The 17,248-nt window shown below is 67.4% G+C and carries 14 protein-coding genes; 5 read left to right on the top strand and 9 right to left on the bottom strand.

Annotated features, from left to right (window positions below; all coding sequences use genetic code 11):
* Positions 1-10 precede the first annotated feature (10 nt).
* A complete protein-coding gene (locus tag ACZY0X_RS21955) occupies positions 11-1,828 on the bottom strand; it encodes an N-acetylglutaminylglutamine amidotransferase (protein WP_463773424.1) in 1,818 nt (605 codons plus the stop codon).
* A gap of 144 nt (positions 1,829-1,972) precedes the next feature.
* Here ACZY0X_RS21955 and ACZY0X_RS21950 point away from each other — a divergent pair, with 144 nt between their 5' ends.
* Together ACZY0X_RS21950 and ACZY0X_RS21945 are read left to right on the top strand one after the other, a co-directional pair.
* Entirely contained in the window at positions 1,973-2,848 is an 876-nt protein-coding gene (locus tag ACZY0X_RS21950; RefSeq protein WP_463773422.1) for a D-alanyl-D-alanine carboxypeptidase family protein, read from the top strand.
* Positions 2,849-3,003: 155 nt separating this feature from the next.
* Positions 3,004-3,837 carry a D-alanyl-D-alanine carboxypeptidase family protein gene (locus ACZY0X_RS21945; protein WP_463773421.1) on the top strand — a complete coding sequence of 278 codons (834 nt, stop codon included), beginning with the start codon at positions 3,004-3,006 and terminating at the stop codon, positions 3,835-3,837.
* On the opposite strand, the gene ACZY0X_RS21940 is transcribed toward ACZY0X_RS21945, so the two are convergent.
* Positions 3,834-4,751, bottom strand: a complete 918-nt coding sequence (locus ACZY0X_RS21940; RefSeq protein ID WP_463773419.1) for a cyclase family protein — start codon at positions 4,749-4,751, stop codon at positions 3,834-3,836. The two genes, ACZY0X_RS21945 and ACZY0X_RS21940, sit on opposite strands and share 4 nt — an antisense overlap.
* A gap of 84 nt (positions 4,752-4,835) precedes the next feature.
* On the opposite strand from ACZY0X_RS21940, the gene ACZY0X_RS21935 reads away from it, so the two are divergent.
* Positions 4,836-6,464, top strand: coding sequence for a diflavin oxidoreductase (locus ACZY0X_RS21935; RefSeq protein ID WP_463774078.1), 1,629 nt, complete (start codon positions 4,836-4,838; stop codon positions 6,462-6,464).
* Between the two features lie 24 nt (positions 6,465-6,488).
* On the opposite strand, the gene ACZY0X_RS21930 is transcribed toward ACZY0X_RS21935, so the two are convergent.
* On the bottom strand, positions 6,489-6,863 hold the full coding sequence (locus ACZY0X_RS21930; RefSeq protein WP_463773417.1) for a nitroreductase family deazaflavin-dependent oxidoreductase: 375 nt from the start codon (positions 6,861-6,863) through the stop codon (positions 6,489-6,491).
* Positions 6,864-6,979: 116 nt separating this feature from the next.
* Between ACZY0X_RS21930 and ACZY0X_RS21925 the strand changes: the two genes are divergently transcribed.
* Positions 6,980-7,630, top strand: a complete 651-nt coding sequence (locus tag ACZY0X_RS21925; protein ID WP_463773415.1) for a TetR/AcrR family transcriptional regulator — start codon at positions 6,980-6,982, stop codon at positions 7,628-7,630.
* Between the two features lie 17 nt (positions 7,631-7,647).
* On the opposite strand, the gene ACZY0X_RS21920 is transcribed toward ACZY0X_RS21925, so the two are convergent.
* The 6 genes from ACZY0X_RS21920 to ftsY all read right to left on the bottom strand — a co-directional run bounded on the left by ACZY0X_RS21920 (position 7,648) and on the right by ftsY (position 16,223).
* Positions 7,648-8,748: an amidohydrolase family protein gene (locus tag ACZY0X_RS21920; protein WP_463773414.1), complete on the bottom strand. Its 1,101-nt coding sequence runs from the start codon at positions 8,746-8,748 to the stop codon at positions 7,648-7,650.
* Position 8,749: 1 nt separating this feature from the next.
* Positions 8,750-10,321: a signal recognition particle protein gene (ffh, locus tag ACZY0X_RS21915; RefSeq protein ID WP_463773412.1), complete on the bottom strand. Its 1,572-nt coding sequence runs from the start codon at positions 10,319-10,321 to the stop codon at positions 8,750-8,752.
* Positions 10,322-10,387: 66 nt separating this feature from the next.
* Positions 10,388-12,883 carry a [protein-PII] uridylyltransferase gene (locus ACZY0X_RS21910; RefSeq protein ID WP_463773411.1) on the bottom strand — a complete coding sequence of 832 codons (2,496 nt, stop codon included), beginning with the start codon at positions 12,881-12,883 and terminating at the stop codon, positions 10,388-10,390.
* Positions 12,884-12,961: 78 nt separating this feature from the next.
* A complete protein-coding gene (locus ACZY0X_RS21905; protein ID WP_163798060.1) occupies positions 12,962-13,300 on the bottom strand; it encodes a P-II family nitrogen regulator in 339 nt (112 codons plus the stop codon).
* 52 nt (positions 13,301-13,352) lie between these two features.
* Positions 13,353-14,726 (bottom strand): ammonium transporter, encoded by a 1,374-nt coding sequence (locus ACZY0X_RS21900; RefSeq protein ID WP_463773409.1) that lies wholly within the window; start codon positions 14,724-14,726, stop codon positions 13,353-13,355.
* 141 nt (positions 14,727-14,867) lie between these two features.
* Positions 14,868-16,223, bottom strand: coding sequence for a signal recognition particle-docking protein FtsY (gene ftsY, locus ACZY0X_RS21895; RefSeq protein ID WP_463774076.1), 1,356 nt, complete (start codon positions 16,221-16,223; stop codon positions 14,868-14,870).
* A gap of 56 nt (positions 16,224-16,279) precedes the next feature.
* Between ftsY and ACZY0X_RS21890 the strand changes: the two genes are divergently transcribed.
* Positions 16,280-17,071 (top strand): class I SAM-dependent methyltransferase, encoded by a 792-nt coding sequence (locus ACZY0X_RS21890; RefSeq protein WP_463773407.1) that lies wholly within the window; start codon positions 16,280-16,282, stop codon positions 17,069-17,071.
* Positions 17,072-17,248 lie beyond the last annotated feature (177 nt).

Raw genomic sequence — 17,248 nt, 5'->3', positions numbered from 1 at the left:
GCCTCGGATATCACGCTAGAGCGGCCCCGTCCACGTGGCGGGCCAGCCACAGCTCCAACAAACCCAACTGCCACAGCGGGTTTCCGCGCAGTGGGGTGAGATTTCCATTGGGCTCATTGAGCATCGAGTTGACCGTACCCGAATCGAACAGTCCGCGGGTTCGCGCCGAGTCTGAGTGCAGGGCATCGCGGACGAGATCGAGGTACGGCCCCTCCAGATGCTTGAGCGCGGGCACCGGGAAGTAGCCCTTGGGGCGGTCGATCACATCGGCCGGAATGACCTGGCGGGCAGCCTCCTTCAGCACACCCTTGCCGCCGAACGCGGTCTTGAGCTCGGGCGGGCAGGTCGCCGCCAGTTCGACGAGTTCGTGATCGAGGAACGGCACCCGGCCCTCAAGCCCCCACGCCATCGTCATATTGTCGACGCGCTTTACCGGGTCGTCCACCAACATCACCGTGGTGTCCAGTCGCAGCGCGCGATCGGTGGCCGTGGCGGCACCAGGATGGCTGAAGTGCGCTCGCGCGTACTGTCCCGCCACGTCGTCGTCGAGACGCCAACTCGGCTGCAGCAGCGCGTTCGTCGCATCGTGGTCACGGTCGAAGAACGCCGCGCGATAGCGAGTGAGCGCGTCATCCGGGTCCGCATCCGCGGCGTGCGCCATCGGCGGGTACCAGTGGTAGCCGGCGAAGATCTCGTCGGCGCCCTGCCCCGACTGCACAACCTTGACCTGCTTGCTGACCTCCTCGGACAACAGGTAGAACGCCACGCAGTCATGGCTCACCATGGGCTCGCTCATGGCCCCGATGGCGCCTGAGAGCGCAGGCAGCATGCGCGCGGTGTCGATGCGGATCTGATGGTGATCGGTGTCGAAGTGGCGCGCGATGACGTCGGAGTACTTGAACTCGTCACCCTCCTCGCCGCCCGCCGCCTCGAAGCCGATGGAGAACGTCTTCAGGCCATGCTGTCCCGCCTCCGACAGCAGGCCGACGATGAGACTGGAGTCCAGCCCACCGGACAGCAGGCAGCCAACGGGCACATCCGCGACCAGGCGGCGCTCCACCGCGGTGCGCAGCGACGCCAGGATCGCGTCCTGCCAGTCGCGTTCCGACCAGCCGTCCCGCTCGGATGACCGCTCGAAAACCGGCTCCCACCACGTCTTCTCGGTACGTGTGCCATCCGGATCGATGCGCATGATGGTGCCGGGCGGCAGCTTGTGCACACCCCGCAGGATCGTGCGCGGCGCGGGAACCACGGAGTGAAAGCTCAGATAGTGATGCAGTGCGACGGGGTCGATGTCGGTGTCGACTCCCCCGGCGGCCACCAGCGCAGGCAGCGACGAGGCGAACCGCAACGCGCCCGTACCGTTGCCGTCGACGACATCGGACCAGTACAGCGGCTTGACCCCGAGTCGGTCGCGGGCCAGCAGGACGCGTCCGCTGTCGGTCTCAGCCACCGCGAAGGCGAACATCCCGAACAGGTGCTCCACGACGCGGTCGCCCCACTCCTTGTAGCCCTTGAGGACCACCTCGGTGTCGCTGTGTGAGAAGAAGCGGTAACCCTTGCCCAAGAGTTCGCGGCGCAGTTCGGCGTAGTTGTAGATGCACCCGTTGAACGCGACGGTGAGGCCGAGTTCCGGGTCGTGCATGGGCTGATGCCCGTGGCTGGACAAGTCGATGATGGCCAGCCTGCGGTGGCCCAGAGCAACATCCTCGCGGGCCCAGATGCCGGAGCTGTCCGGTCCGCGCGGGACCATCGAGTCCGTCATGGCGGCTACTGCCGCGAGATTGGCGGGACGCCCGCGGGCGACCTCTCCAGCGATGCCGCACATGGTGTCCAGTCACCCTCTCGTTCGGGGGCGACAAGCCATGGTGGTACCCAGAAACGTCGCCCGCGTCCACTACGTAGCCCGTTGGCGGCGGCCCCAAACACGATCTGCGTCACACACAGGTAAGCGGGTTAGGCTCCTGTCTCCATGGGGAAGTTCGTCACCGCAGTCCTGGCCGCCACAGCAGCCGTGTTCACCCTCGCCGTCCCGGTGGCCTCGGCGGATGTGGAGGTGACGCCCGTCGGATCCGTTCCGATGCCCGACTGGCCCGCACCCGCGTGGATCGTGGCCGACCTGGACACCGGGCAGATCCTGGCGGGCCGCGACCAGTACGTCACGCACGCACCGGCCAGCACGATCAAGACGCTTCTGGCGCTCGTCGCCATCGACGAACTCCCGTTGACCGCCTCCGTGGTCGCCGACGAGGCCGAGGCCACAGTCGAGTGCAACTGCGCCGGCGTGGAGGCGGGCCGGACCTACACCACTCAGGAACTGCTGGACGGTCTGCTGCTGGTCTCGGGCAATGACGCCGCCAACACCCTGGCGCACATGCTCGGCGGCAGGGACGCGGCGGTGGCGAAGATGAACGCCAAGGCCGCCGCGCTGGGTGCGGCAGCCACCCACGCGGGGTCACCGTCGGGACTCAACGGCCCCGGCATCGATGGCTACACGACGGCGCACGACCTGGCGCTGATCTTCCGCGCGGCGCTCGCCAGTCCGGTCTTCGCCGCGATCACCGCGGCGCACTCGGCGCCGTTCCCGGGCGACACGGGACCGGCGACGCTGGTCAACCAGAACGAGATGATGTTCCGCTATCCCGGCATGCTCGGTGGCAAGTCCGGTTTCACCGACGTCGCCCGCAAGACCTATGTCGGCGCCGCGCAGCGCGATGGTCGACGCCTCGTCGTCGCGATGATGTTCGGCCTGGTCAAAGAGGGTGGGCCCACGTACTGGGATCAGGCGACCGCGCTTCTCGACTGGGGCTTCGCCCAGGACCGCTCGGTGAGCATCGGCGCGCTCTAGCGGTTGCCGTCGCCGAGACCTACAAAGTGGTCGTGATCCGCCGCCCCACAACAACCATTGTGTAGATCTCGCGTCAACCACGTGACCGCGCTCGATACCTGACGGAGACCTGATCGCGCGCTGTCCGAGTCCTGGCAGCCCTACGCTCGCATTTCGTGCGAGGACTGTTCGCGGCGACGGCGCTCGCCCTCATCACGGCGCTGACAGTGTCCACCGCACCTCCGGCCACGGCTGCGCCGGACGTGGCGGCGGTCGGGGTTGTCGGCGCGCCGCCCGACGGGCCCGCCCAGGCCTGGCTGGTCGCCGACCTCGACACCGGTCAGGTGCTCGCGGCGAAGAACGCCACCGGCCGGTATGCGCCGGCCAGCACCATCAAGGTTCTGCTGGCGATGGTCGTGGCCGACAACCTGCGGCCCGGTGACTTCGCCCGTCCCAATGCCTCGCACACCAAGATCGAGTGCTCGTGTGTGGGCCTGAAACCGGGCCAGCCCTACACCACCCGCCAACTACTGGAAGCCCTCCTGATGGTGTCGGGCAACGACGCCGCCAACATGCTGGCCGACATGCTCGGCGGACAACCTGTCGCGGTCGCGGCGATGAACCGCAAGGCCGCCAGCATTGGCGCCACCAGCACCAGGGCATCGTCGCCGTCGGGTCTCGACGGGCCCGGCTGGGAATCGATCACCACGCCCCATGACCTCGCGGTGATCTTCCGGACAGCATTGGGCTATCCGCTGATCGCGCACATCCTGCGGCAACCCTCGGCCGAGTTTCCCGGCAAGGTCATCACTAACCAGAACGAGTTGTTGGCGCGCTACCCGGGCGACCTCGGCGGCAAGACCGGCTACACCAATCTCGCCCGCAAGACCTACGTCGGCGCCGCGCAGCGCGGTAACCGCCGCCTGGTCATCGTGCAGATGTACGGCACGGGCGACCTGTACGGCCAGGCGATCGGCCTGTTCGACTGGGGCTTCTCCCAGTCCCGCTAGTCGCCCTGCACCTCGGCGAACGCACGGACCGGGAACGTCCCGAATCCCTCGATGGCCGGCGGCGCCGCCGTGAACCGTGCGCCCCGGGGAGGCAGCGCCTCCAGACGGGTGAGGTGTTCGACGACGTGGACACCTGCACCGAGCAGCAGGGTGTGCGCGGGGCGCTCACCGCCCGACTCCGTGTCGTCGATGTTGACCGAGTCGATGCCGACCAGCACCGCACCCGCGTCGATCAAGTACTGGCTGCCCTCGGCGGTCAGGAACGGCGCGCCGACACCGTAGGCCTGTGTGCCGAAGTGCCGGTCCCATCCGGTGTGCAGCAGCACCGCGGCGCCGGACACGTCTCGATCGGCCAACGTCTGGGCACCGATGCCACGCCGTGTCGCGTCCCACGCGTCGGTCAGGTGAAATACCTCGGCGCGCAACCCCACCAGCGTCGTCAGGTCCAGCCCGGCCAGGTCGGCACCATCGGCGTAGCGGTGAAACGGCGAGTCGAGGTAGGTGCCGGTGTTGCCGATCATGGTGATGACGTCCATGGCGAACTCGGTTCCCGGCGCGTACTTCGACCGTGAGTCCACCCGCGTGAGGTGCGGTGCGATGACGGGGGCCGGCAGACCCGGATAGGTGATCAACCCCGCGCGGATCGGGTGGCTGAGGTCGATGACGCGGGTCGACGAGTCGGCGGGCTCCCGTTTCACCCCGCGGCTGCCGCGGTGGGGTTCCTCCACGATCCGAAGCTCGCGCAGTTCCACGGTGTCGACGAGGGTGAGGCCGAGGTGGGCGATCAGCAGCCGGCCGATCGCTGTCGTGTCGAGATCAGCCGAGGGCAGGTCCAGCCGGAACCCCGTGCCGGTCAGGTCCCCGCCATTGGCGAAGTGGATCTCGAAGTCGAAGTGGGCGCGATGGTCAGCCATGTCAGTGAGCGTGCCAGAGGGACGCCCCCACCACCGCCCACACACAAGTAAGGTCACCCTAAATCTTCACCGAGGGGGACGATCATCACTGGCCAGAGCGATGTGTCGCTGATCGTTGGCTACGGCACCGATATGGGCAACGCCGAGGACGCGGCGATGACGTTCGCCGAGTCCGTCGCCCCCATCGGCATTGATGTCGAGGCGATCGAACTCAACCAGGTCGAACTCGCCGACCTGAGCACCGCGACCCACTTTGTCGTCGTCACCTCGACGTTCAGCGAGGGCGAGTTTCCGGATAACGCGACATTGTTCTGGGAGGCGATCAGCGCCGAGACGGATCGGCTTGAGCACCTGAGATTCGCGGTCCTCGCGCTCGGAGACACCTCGTATGAACTGTTCTGCCACGCGGGCAAGCTTCTCGACGAACGCCTCGGGGCACTCGGCGGCACCAGGATGGTCGACCGCGTCGACGTCGACGGCTACTACGAGAAACCCGCCGCCGCATGGACCGCCGACGTCATCAAGGTGCTGCAGTCCGATATGGCCGGCGCCGCGTCCGCCGAAACAGCCGATACCCCTGTCGCCGTCGGCGTCCCCGAGCCGTCGGCCCGGGAGCGCCATCTACCGGTTGACGTGCGCCTGGTCGTGAACCGGCTGCTCAACTCGCCGGAATCCGACAAGGAGGTCCGCCACTACGAGTTGGACCTGGCCGGCTCCGGAATCAGTTACCACGCAGGTGATTCGATCGCCGTGCACGCCACCAACGATCCCGCGCTCGTCGATGCCCTGCTGACCCATTTGGGTGTCGGCGCTGACCACGCGGTCCCCGATCACGACGAGCCACTCGGTGTCCTGCTCACCGAGCGGCTGGAGATCCGGACACCGTCGCGTGCATTGCAGGCGCTGGTGGCGGCGCGCACCAGCGACACCGATGCCGCGGCCGCGCTCGGCGGTGCCGAGCCTGCCGTCGCGGCGCCGGGATCGTGGGCCTACGGCAAGGACGTGCTTGACCTGATCCGGCTGGCCGACCTGAGTGTCGACGACGTCGTGGACACGTTGCGGCCGTTGCAGTTCCGTGACTACTCCATCGCGTCGAGCCCCGTCACGCATCCCGATCACGTGCACCTGACGGTGGCGACCGTGCGGTACGACGCGGGTGACCGTCAGCACGGCGGCGTGGCCTCGACGTTCCTGGCCGAGCGCGGCGACCAGCTGCGCGTGCACCTGCGTCCCAACCACAGTTTCCGGCTGCCCGCCTCCGACGTGCCGATCATCATGGTGGGACCGGGAACCGGCATCGCCCCCTTCCGCGCGTTCCTGCAGGAGCGCGAGGCCACCGGCGCAACGGGGCGGTCATGGTTGTTCTTCGGCGATCGACGCCGGGCCACCGACTTCCTCTACGGCGACGAGTTAGAGGCGTTCGCGGCGTCGGGCACTCTCACCCGGCTTGACACTGCCTTCTCACGCGACCGCGCCGACGGCTCGAAAGTCTATGTCCAGCAGCGCATGCATGAGAACGCGGACGAGTTCTTCGGCTGGCTACAGGACGGTGCACACCTGTACGTGTGCGGTGACGAGAAGCAGATGGCCAAGGACGTCGATGCGGCGTTGCACGATATCGTGGCGCGTTGTGGCGGCATGGACGCCGCTGCCGCGCACGCCTACGTCAACGACCTCATCAAGACCCACCGGTACGTGCGCGACGTCTACTAGCGCCCTGGCGGCCGGGCGCCTTCTTCAGCCTGCGACCAGATCCATCCGGAGGAACTCGGTGATGCGGAGCAGCCTCGGCGGACGCGCCACCTCGTCGGAGAGGGCCTGGAACGCCTCGACTTTGGAGACCAGGCGTGGGGCGGTGAGTTTCACGTCGCGCCCACCGATCCGGAGTTGTGCGGCGCCGGCCTTCACGGTGTTCTGCACCCAGTCCGAGCCCGATCCGTACACCAGAATGAACAGGTAGCCGTCGTCGACCGGATGGGCATCGAGCGGCGTGCGGTACTCCGCGCCAGAGGTGCGACCGACGTGTGTCAGCACCGGCCACTTCCCTCCCGCGATTGCGCGCGGGTTGAACACCCGCTTGTTCACATGCCCCCACCACCTCGGCATCGGCATTGCGACCTCCTCCTCTCACCCCAGCGACGCTGATTCGCATCCGCACGATCAGCCTTACGCTTGTAAGGTAGGCTTACACCCGTAAGGCTGTCAACACGTTCACATCGGGAGTTGCCGTGTCACGTCCAGCGCTACCGCTCAGCAGTGATCGCGTACTGGAAGCCGCGATTCGTGTCGCGGATCACGGTGGCGTGGAGGCGATCACGATGCGGCGGGTCGCGAAAGAGCTGGGCGTGGAGGCAATGTCGCTCTACCATCACGTGCCCACCAAGGACGCGATTCTCGACGGGGTCGTCGACATGGTGTTCGCGGCCATCGAGCTACCCCCTGCCGGATGCGGGGACTGGCGCGACGCGATCCGTGCCCGCGCCGCCTCCGCGCGTGTGGTTCTGTCGCAGCACAGGTGGGCACTTGGCCTGATGGACTCTCGGCGCAACCCGGGGCCGGCCACGCTATGTCATCACGACGCCGTCCTCGGCGTCCTCAGATCAGCGGGTTTCACGCTGCCGATCGCCGCGCACGCCGTCTCCCTCATCGACAGCTACATCAGCGGGTACGTCCTCCAGGAGGCAAGTCTGCCGATCACGACGCCTGAGGATGTCGAGGAGGTGGCGGGCGGCATCCTCGAGCACCTGCCGCCCGACCAGTGGCCCTATCTGAGGGAGATGATCGTCGACCACGCCCTACAGCCGGGCTACGACCACACGGGAGAGTTCGACTACGGCCTCGATCTGATTCTCGACGCGCTCGAAGCCCGCAGGAATTAACCCGCGAACACACGACGTCAGCGAAAGACTCTGCCGCGCAACAACACCAGATCGGGGTGGTCGAGCACGCCCGGGGTCCGGGGGTCCTCGGCGTAGCAGACCAGATCCGCCGAGGCGCCGTGCTCGAGTGCCGGCCTGCCCAGCCAGGCGCGGGCGTCCCAGCACGCTGCTCCCAGCGCATCGGTCGCGCTCATGCCGACGGTCTGTAGTGCGGCGATCTCGTCGGCGATTCGGCCGTGGGCGACCATGCTGCCGGCGTCGGTGCCCGCGTAGATCGGCACACCCGCGTCGTGCGCCGCGGCCACCCGATGATGACAAGACCGGTACAGGTCACGCATGTGCTTGGCGTAGTTGGGGTACTTACCTGCGGCGTCGGCGATTCCGGGAAAGTTCTCGATGTTGATGAGCGTCGGGACCAGCGCGGTGCCGTGCTCGAGCATCAGCGCGATGATGTCATCGGTGATCCCGGTGCCGTGCTCGATGCAGTCGATGCCCGCGTTGATCAGACCGGGCAGCGCGTCCTCGCCGAACACGTGGGCCGTGACCCGCGCACCCTCCGCGTGCGCGGCGGCGATCGCCTCGACGAGAATGTCATCCGACCACAGCGGCGCGAGATCCCCGACGCCGCGGTCGATCCAGTCGCCGACGAGCTTGACCCAGCCGTCACCCCAGCGGGCCTGCTCGGCGACCGCGGCGGGTAACTGCGACTCGTCCTCGATGTCGATCGGCAGACCCGGCGAGTAGCGCTTGGGTCGGGCCAGGTGTCGGCCGGCGCGGATGATGCGGGGCAGGTCGTCCCGGTCATCGAGGCTGCGGGTGTCCAACGGCGAACCGGCGTCGCGCAGTAGCAGGGCCCCGGCGTCCCGTTCGGTCTGCGCCTGGCTGATCGCCTCGTCGAAATCCGTTGCACCATTGTGCCCGAGCCCCACGTGACAGTGCGCGTCGACGAGGCCGGGAATGATCCAGCCGCCGTCGAACACGGTGTCGGCGTTGTTGATCCGCTCCGCGCTCAGAACACCGCGGTACCCATGCCCCTCGCGCGAGCGCTCGTCGGTCACCCACCACTCAACGGGCTCGCCGTCGGGCAGCCCCCTGCCCCGCAGATGGAGGGCCGTCACGTTACTTCTGGCCGGGGAACTTCAGCTTGGAGAGATCGAAGTCGGCCAAACCGGGCGGCAGCTCGTCAAGGCCCTTGGGCATGTTCGACAGATCGGGGAACCCTGCGGGCATGCCGCCGGGGTCCATGCCGAACGGGCTGCGCACCTTCGGCGGCGTCGGCCCACGTGCGCCCTTCTTGCCCTTCTTGTTCTTGCCCTTCGCAGCCTTACGCGTGGCGCTCTTGCGGGCGAACGGCATACCCATCTGACCGGCCATCGACGACATCATCTTGCGTGCCTCGAAGAACCGGTCGACGAGCTGGTTGACCTCACCAACGCTCACGCCCGACCCGTTGGCGATACGCAGCCGGCGCGACCCGTTGATGATCTTGGGGTCATCGCGCTCCGCAGGCGTCATGCCCCGGATGATGGCCTGCACACGGTCGAGCTGCTTGTCATCGACAGCGGCCAGCGCATCCTTCATCTGCCCCGCGCCCGGCAGCATGCCCAGCAGGTTGCCGATGGGACCCATCTTGCGGATCGCCAGCATCTGCTCGAGGAAGTCCTCCAGCGTGAGTTCGCCCGAGCCGATCTTCGCCGCGGCGGCCTCGGCCTGGTCGGCGTCGAACACCTGCTCGGCCTGCTCGATGAGCGACAGCACGTCGCCCATGCCGAGAATCCGGCTGGCCATGCGGTCGGGGTGGAAGACGTCGAAGTCCTCGAGCTTCTCACCGCTGGACGCGAAGAGGATCGGCACCCCGGTGACCTCGCGCACCGACAGCGCGGCGCCACCGCGGGCGTCGCCGTCCAGCTTGGTCAGCACGACACCGGTGAACCCGACGCCCTCGCGGAACGCGCCTGCGGTCGCCACGGCGTCCTGGCCGATCATGGCGTCGAGGACGAACAGCACCTCGTCGGGATTGACGGCCGCGCGGATAGCCGCGGCCTGGCTCATCAGTTCCTCGTCGATGCCGAGGCGGCCGGCGGTGTCAACGATGACCACGTCGTGGTGCTTGGCCCTGGCCTCGGCCAGGCCTGCCGCGGCGACCTCGACGGGGTTGCCCGCCGTCATCTGCTCGATGGTCTCGCCGTCGGGCGACACACCGGGATGCGGTGCGAACACCGCGACGCCGGCCCGTTCGCCGACGATCTTGAGCTGCGTGACCGCACCGGGCCGCTGCAGGTCACACGCCACCAACAGCGGCGTGTGGCCCTGCGCCTTGAGCCACTTCGCGAGCTTGCCGGCAAGCGTGGTCTTACCGGAACCCTGCAGGCCAGCCAGCATGATCACCGTCGGCGGCGTCTTGGCGAACGTCAGCTGCCGGGTCTCCCCGCCGAGGATGCCGATGAGTTCGTCGTTGACGACCTTGACAACCTGCTGGGCGGGGTTGAGCGCGCCGGAGACCTCCGTGCCCTTGGCACGTTCCTTGATCCGGTTGATGAATTCACGGACGACGGGCAGGGAGACGTCGGCCTCGAGCAGTGCCAGTCGGATCTCGCGAGCGGTGGCGTCGATGTCGGCATCAGAGAGCCGCCCCTTGCCACGCAGGCCCGTGAGCGCCCCGGTCAACCGGTCAGACAGCGATTCAAACACCCGACCAGCCTAACGTGACGCGCTCGATGGCCGGCCGTTGAGAGGAGTCGAGAGGATCAGCACGCCTCAGCTGGCCTCGGGTACCGGCTTGGCCGGCGGCGGAGCGGGCAGCACCGCATACATCTCGCGCTCCAACTCCTCGCGAGCCTCCAGGTGGTGAGCCGCCGCGTCGGGGCTCGCCTTGGGCACGACGAGCCCGAAGACGTCGACGACCGAGGAGCCCAGCGTGGTGACCTTGGCCCAGGCGATGTCGAGTCCGTCGCGATCGATGACGGCCGTGAGCCTGGCCAGAAGACCGGACCTGTCCACGCTTCGGATCTGGACCACGTACTCCCCCGGCGAGGTGCCGTCGAACCACAGGATCCGGGGCGGCGCGGGCGCCGGGGTGACCGGCACGGCGGCGGGGATATCGCCGGCGCGGGTGGTGTTGATCGCACCGGCTTCGGCGTCGCGCTGATCGAGGGAGCCGATCACGTCCAGGTCGCCGTCGAGAGCCCGAATGAACTGCTGGCGCAGGAGCTCGGCCGCTGGCGGCTCACCGAAGCGCGGCGAGACCGCGAAGGTGTTGATGGCCACGCCGTCGCGACTGTTGACCGACGCCGAGTGCACCCGTAGCGAGTTCAGCGCCAGGATGCCGGCTGCCTTGGACAGCAGGCCGCGACAGTCCGGGGCGATCATCGTCACGTTGTAGACGTGGGCGTCGACCACAACCATGTCGACGTGTACGCCACCGTCGGCGGCCAACGCGACATAGCGCGGCTCGACAGGATCGGGCTGCGGCAGCGGCTCACCGGCCATCACCATGCGGCACCGGCGCACCAGATCCCCGATGAGCGAGGCCTTCCAGTCCCCCCACACCCCGGGCCCCGTCGCCAACGAGTCCGCCTCCGCGAGCACGTGCAACAGCTCCAACAGCACCGGATCACCGCCGAGTGCGTCGACAACGCCCGAGATCACCTTGGGGTCACCCAGATCGCGTCGGGTCGCGGTGTTGGGCAGCAGCAGGTGGTAGCGCACGATCTTGGACAGCAGCTCGACATCGTCGGGCCACAGCCCCAGCCGGGTGCCGATCTGCGTCGCCAGGTCGGCACCGATGTCGCTGTGGTCTCCGCCGCGCCCCTTACCGATGTCGTGGCACAGGGCCCCGAGCACCAGCAGGTCTGGTCGTGACACCCGCGTCGTGAACGCACTTGCGCGGGAGACGGTTTCGACGAGGTGACGGTCGACGGTCCAGATGTGCACCACGTCGCGTGGCGGAAGGTCGCGCACCGCACCCCATTCGGGAAACAGCCTGCCCCACAGTCCGGTTCGATCGAGCGCCTCGATGGTGGCCACAGCGGGTGACCCGGCTGCGAGCATCACCAGCAGATCCTTGAGTGCCGGCCGCGGCCACGGTGTGCGCAGTTCCGGTGCCGCCTCGGACAACCGGCTCAGCGTCGAGGCTGCCATCGGCAGCCCGGTGGTGGCCGATGCCGCGGCGACGCGCAGGATCAGGCCGGGATCACGTGCGGGTCGTGCATCCCGGGCCAGGATGACCTCACCGTTGAACTCGATGACGCCCTCGTCGAGTGGCCGGCGGACGGGCCGGCGCAGGGCGGCGAAACCCCGGCGCGGCAGCGCGTTGGCCGCCGTGCGCAACCCTGCGTCGACGTAGTAGCTGATGGTGCGGGCCGCGTCGCTCAGCGTGCGAGCCAGGTCGAATCGGTCCCCGATGTGCAACGACGCACCGATCTCATCGGCGTACTGCGCCAACAACATCTCGCGTCCGCGGCGCGAGACGCGGTGGAGTTCGGTGCGGACGTTCAGCAGCGACAGATGGGCTCCGCCCAGCGTTCCGGTCGGGGAGGCCAGTGACCGGCTGGGATACACGTCGGCCAATTGCGCGATGGCCAACGCGTTGAGGAGTTGTACGTCGCGCAGCCCACCGCGACCATTCTTCAGGTCGGGTTCGGCGCGGTGGGCGATCTGACCGCTGCGCTGCCAACGAGATTCGGCGTGCTCGACCAGTTCATCGAAACGCGAGGCGATTCCGGTGCGCCACTGACGTCGGGCGCCACCGATGAGCAACGCCGACAGGTCGGCGTCGCCCGCGATGTGTCTGGCGTCGAGCATGGCCAGGCCGGCGGAGATGTCCGCACTGGCCACATGCAGCGCCTCCGGCACCGTCCGCACACTGTGGTCGAGTGAGATGTTGGCGTCCCACAACGGGTACCAGAGCAGTTCGGCGACCTGCGTGACGATCTCGCGTGGCATGTTGTCGTGCAGCAGCGTCAGGTCCAGATCCGAGTAGGGCAGGAACTCGCCGCGCCCCAGCCCGCCGGTGGCGACGATGGCGAAGCCGCTCGTGTCGGTGATGCCGATCTCAGCCGCCTTGGTGGTCAGCCAGAACTCGTGCAGATCGAGCAGTGCCTGGCGCAGAGCACCGGAATCCAGTTGCCTGGCACCGCCGGTGAGCAACTGTTCGGCTGCGGCGGTCAGATCGTTGGCTGGACGCGACGATCCCGCCGGCGGAGCCTCCCAACGAGAGGCCCCGGCGGCGGGATCTGGTGTCTGCTTTGCCATCTCAATCCTTCCCCGGACGTGCGGTCAGTTGTCGCTCGTGCCCGTCCGGGAGACGGAGCTAGAGAATCTCACGGCGCATCAGATGGCGTCGGTCCCCCGCTCACCGGTGCGGACCCGCACTACGGTGTCAACGGAACTGACCCAGACCTTTCCGTCACCGATCTTTCCGGTGCGGGCGGCCTGAACGATGACGTCCACCACCTTGTCGACGGCGGAGTCGTCCACCAGCACCTCGACTCGCACCTTCGGGACGAAGTCCACGGAGTACTCCGCGCCGCGGTAGACCTCGGTATGGCCCTTCTGACGTCCGTAACCCTGGACTTCACTGACGGTCATCCCGAGGATGCCGGTCTGCTCGAGGCCAGTCTTGACATCCTCGAGTGTGAACGGCTTGACGATCGCTGTGATCAGCTTCATTTAGTCGATCCCTTCCCGGATAACCTTGTGTGCTCCTGTGAATGATTCCCGATCAGACGAGTTCATAAGCAGTTTCCGCATGCTGGGTCTCGTCGATCCCGGTGTGCTCGTCTTCCTTCGCGACCCGCCATCCAAGCGGCTTGACGATGAAGGCGATGATCACGGTCATGATGCCGGTGAAGGTCACCGCAGCGAGCGCGATGATTGTCTGAACGACCAACTGCTTGTAGTCACCACCATAGAACAGGCCCGGTGAACCATCGGCGGAGTAGGCCAGGAACCCGATGCCGATGGTGCCCCACAGACCTGCGACCAGGTGAACACCGACGACGTCGAGCGAATCGTCATAGCCGAACTTGTATTTCAGGCCGATGGCCAGTGCCGAGAGCACACCGGCGACCGCACCGAGGATCAACGAGCCGACCGGCGTCAGGGCGCCACACGCCGGGGTGATGGCGACCAGCCCGGCGACGACACCCGAGGCGGCGCCGACGCTGGTGGCGTGGCCGTCGCGGATGCGCTCAACCACCAACCAGGAGAGCATCGCCGCGGCGGTGGCCGCGGTGGTGTTGACCCACACCTGACCGGCGATCATGTCGGCCGCGCCCTCCGAGCCCACGTTGAAGCCGAACCAGCCAAACCAGAGGATGGCAGCACCAAGCATGACGAACGGAATGTTGTGCGGCCGGAAGGCGGTCTTGCCGAAACCTGCGCGCTTGCCCAGCAGAATTGCCAGAACCAGTGCGGCCATACCGGCGTTGATGTGGACCACGGTGCCACCGGCGAAGTCGATCGGCGCCACGTTGGCCGCGCCCTCCTCGTCGACGCCGAACAACTTGGCCGCAATGCCCTTCTCGCTACCCGAGAGGAGACCGCCGCCCCAGACCATATGCGACAGAGGGAAGTACACCAGCGTGACCCAGATGCCACCGAACAGCATCCAGGTGCCGAACTTCATGCGCTCGGCGACCGCACCACTGATGAGTGCGACGGTGATGACCGCGAACGTCAACTGGAAGCCGACCCAGACAATGGCCGGCACGGTGCCGAAACCGCCGGTCACAAAACCAGTCGTCCCGTCGGGGAGTTCCTTGGACTCAAGCAGTTGGCTCACACCGAACAGCGAGAACGGATTGTCGAAGACTCCGGCGATATCGCTCTCTCCGGTGTGTGCCGAGGAGAAGGACATCGAGTAGCCCCACAACACGTAGATGACGCTGACCAGGCCCAGGGACCCGAAGGACATCATCATCATGTTCAGGACGGATTTCTGCCGCGACAGGCCGCCGTAGAAGAACGCCAGGCCCGGTGTCATGAACAGCACCAGCGCGGCCGCGGTGAGGACCCAGGCCGTATCCCCGGAACTCAGCATGCCGTCGCCCGCGCCGAAGGGCGCGAACATTTCGTCAGGTAAGGCTAAGACCACTTTGCGTGAACCTCCTCGAGAATGGCGCCGACGCGAATCGGCCTCCCGATGAGACTCGACGGCCGCGGTTTCATCCGTGGTTCACGTGCGTTTCGTCCAAGTGAACGGATCGGCCGTACCTGTTACACCTGTGTTTCCCGGCTAACCGAGGAGTGCGTCGACAAACGCGGCGGGCTCGAACGGTGCCAGATCATCGGGGCCCTCCCCGAGCCCGACCAGCTTGACGGGCACGCCGAGTTCCTGTTGCACGCGAAAGACGATTCCGCCCTTCGCCGTTCCGTCCAGCTTCGTCAGCACGACACCGGTGATGTCGACGACTTCAGCGAACACGCGGGCCTGTGGCAGCCCGTTCTGCCCGATCGTCGCGTCGAGCACCAGCAGCACCTCATCGACCGCGGCGCGCTTGCTGACGACCCGTTTGACCTTGCCGAGCTCGTCCATCAGGCCGGTCTTGGTGTGCAGGCGCCCCGCGGTGTCGACAACGACCACGTCGGCCCCGGAGGCGACACCCCTGTCCACGGCGTCGAAGGCCACCGATGCCGGATCGGCGCCCTCCGGCCCGCGAACCACCTCGGCTCCGACCCTGGCCGCCCAGCTCTGCAACTGATCGGCAGCGGCGGCGCGGAAGGTGTCTGCGGCACCGAGGACGACCCGCCTGCCATCTGCCACCAGGACCCGCGCCAACTTCCCGACGGTTGTCGTCTTGCCGGTCCCGTTCACCCCGACCACCAGAAGCACCGACGGCTTGTCATCGTGCGGTAGCGCCTTGATCGACCGGTCCATCTCGGGGTGAAGCTCGGAGATGAGCACCTCGCGCAGCACGGCACGGGCTTCAGCCTCGCTGCGCACGCTGGCGCTCGCCATCCGCGAGCGCAGGGCCTTCACAACGGACTCCGTGACGACGGGGCCGAGGTCGGCCATCAGCAGGACGTCTTCGATCGCCTCCCAGGAGTCCTCGTCGAGGTCGCCACCACCCAACAGGCCGAGCATGCTGCGGCCCAGCGCCCCCTGCGACTTGGCGAGCCGTCCGCGCAAACGCTCCAGCCGGCCCTCGGCGGGCGCGATCTCCTCCACCGCGGGCACAACGGCATCGGCGGGCGGGGCCGACACCGTCTCGACGGCCGGGGTATCCACAGCGGGCTCCGAAGCGGGCTCCGCAGGGGGCGCTTCCGGAGCCTCTGGAGTCGTTACGGGGTCCGGTAGCGCGACATCGGCGATCGGACGCTTCGGCGCATCACGCGGAATGGTGGCATCGTCACCGACTGCGGGCAGACCGCTGGTGTCCAGCCGCCCGGCAGGCGGTGCCGTGGTCGTCGATGACTGACTGAACGTGATCCCCGAGGACGCGTTGTAGCCGCCGGACTTGTCCAGCGACGTGGTGGTATCGGGTGGCGCGAGGCTGATTCGGCGGCGCCGATAGCGCATCAGCCCGACGACCAGGGCGACGAGGATGAGCACCGCGACGACCGCAATCGCGATCCACACACCTAATGGCAGAACTTGGGTCACGGCCTCATTGTCTCAGGGGACATCGAACGCGAGACACTGGCCGGGTGACCTCACCCGACCCCGCAGCCGATCCGGCGTTCGAGAACCTAGTCGAACTCGGCGCCAGCGCCGACATCACCGGGTGGGACTTCTCCTGGCTGCAGGGCCGCGCCACCGAACAGCGCCCGCCGTGGGGCTACGCGCGCCTGCTCGCGACGAGGCTCGGTGGGGCCGGGGCCGCGCTCGACGTCCAGACCGGAGGCGGCGAGGTGCTGCGAGAGGCTCTTGAGCACGCCGTCGAGGTCCCGCTCGTCGCGGCGGCCACCGAGGCGTGGCCTCCCAACGTGGCCACCGCGACCCGGCTGCTGCACCCCCACGGCGTGGTCGTCGTATCGGCGGACCAGGACGCACCGCTGCCTTTTGCCGACGCGTCGTTCGACCTCGTCACCAGCCGCCATCCCGCGACGGTTCGATGGGATGAGATCGCTCGCGTACTCCGGCCGGGCGGCTCATATCTCGCCCAGCACGTCGGTCCGGCAAGCGTTTTCGAGCTGATTGAGTTCTTCCTCGGCCCACTGCCCGAGGGCCGGGCAAAGCGCCACCCCGACGACGAGGCCGCGTCGGCGCGCGCGGCGGGTCTGGACGTCGTCGATCTTCGAGTGGCGCGGACGCGAATTGAGCTTCACGACGTCGCCGCGGTGGTCTACCTACTGCGCAAGGTCATCTGGTGGGTGCCGGACTTCACCGTCGAGCGCTACCGCGACCGGCTGTGGGACCTGCACCGGCGCATCCAATCGGACGGTCCGTTCGTGGCGCACTCCACTCGGCATCTCATCGAGGCGCTCCGACCCGGTTAGTGTCCTGAGCCACTAATGCGGGTGAACATGTGACTGTCGATGCCAGGTCGTCAATACGGTCACCACTACGCCGAACGTGCACGCACTGCGAAAAAGTCGCGGCGAATTCAAGTGGTGATCGCAACACCTGATTGAAGGGTGTTGTGTGATGGGTGGGGTTCGGTTTCGGTATCCCGA

Source organism: Mycobacterium sp. IDUB_39 (assembly GCF_055419205.1).
The sequence above is the reverse complement of the archived record's forward strand: the minus strand, read 5'-3'. Positions and strand labels throughout refer to the sequence as shown.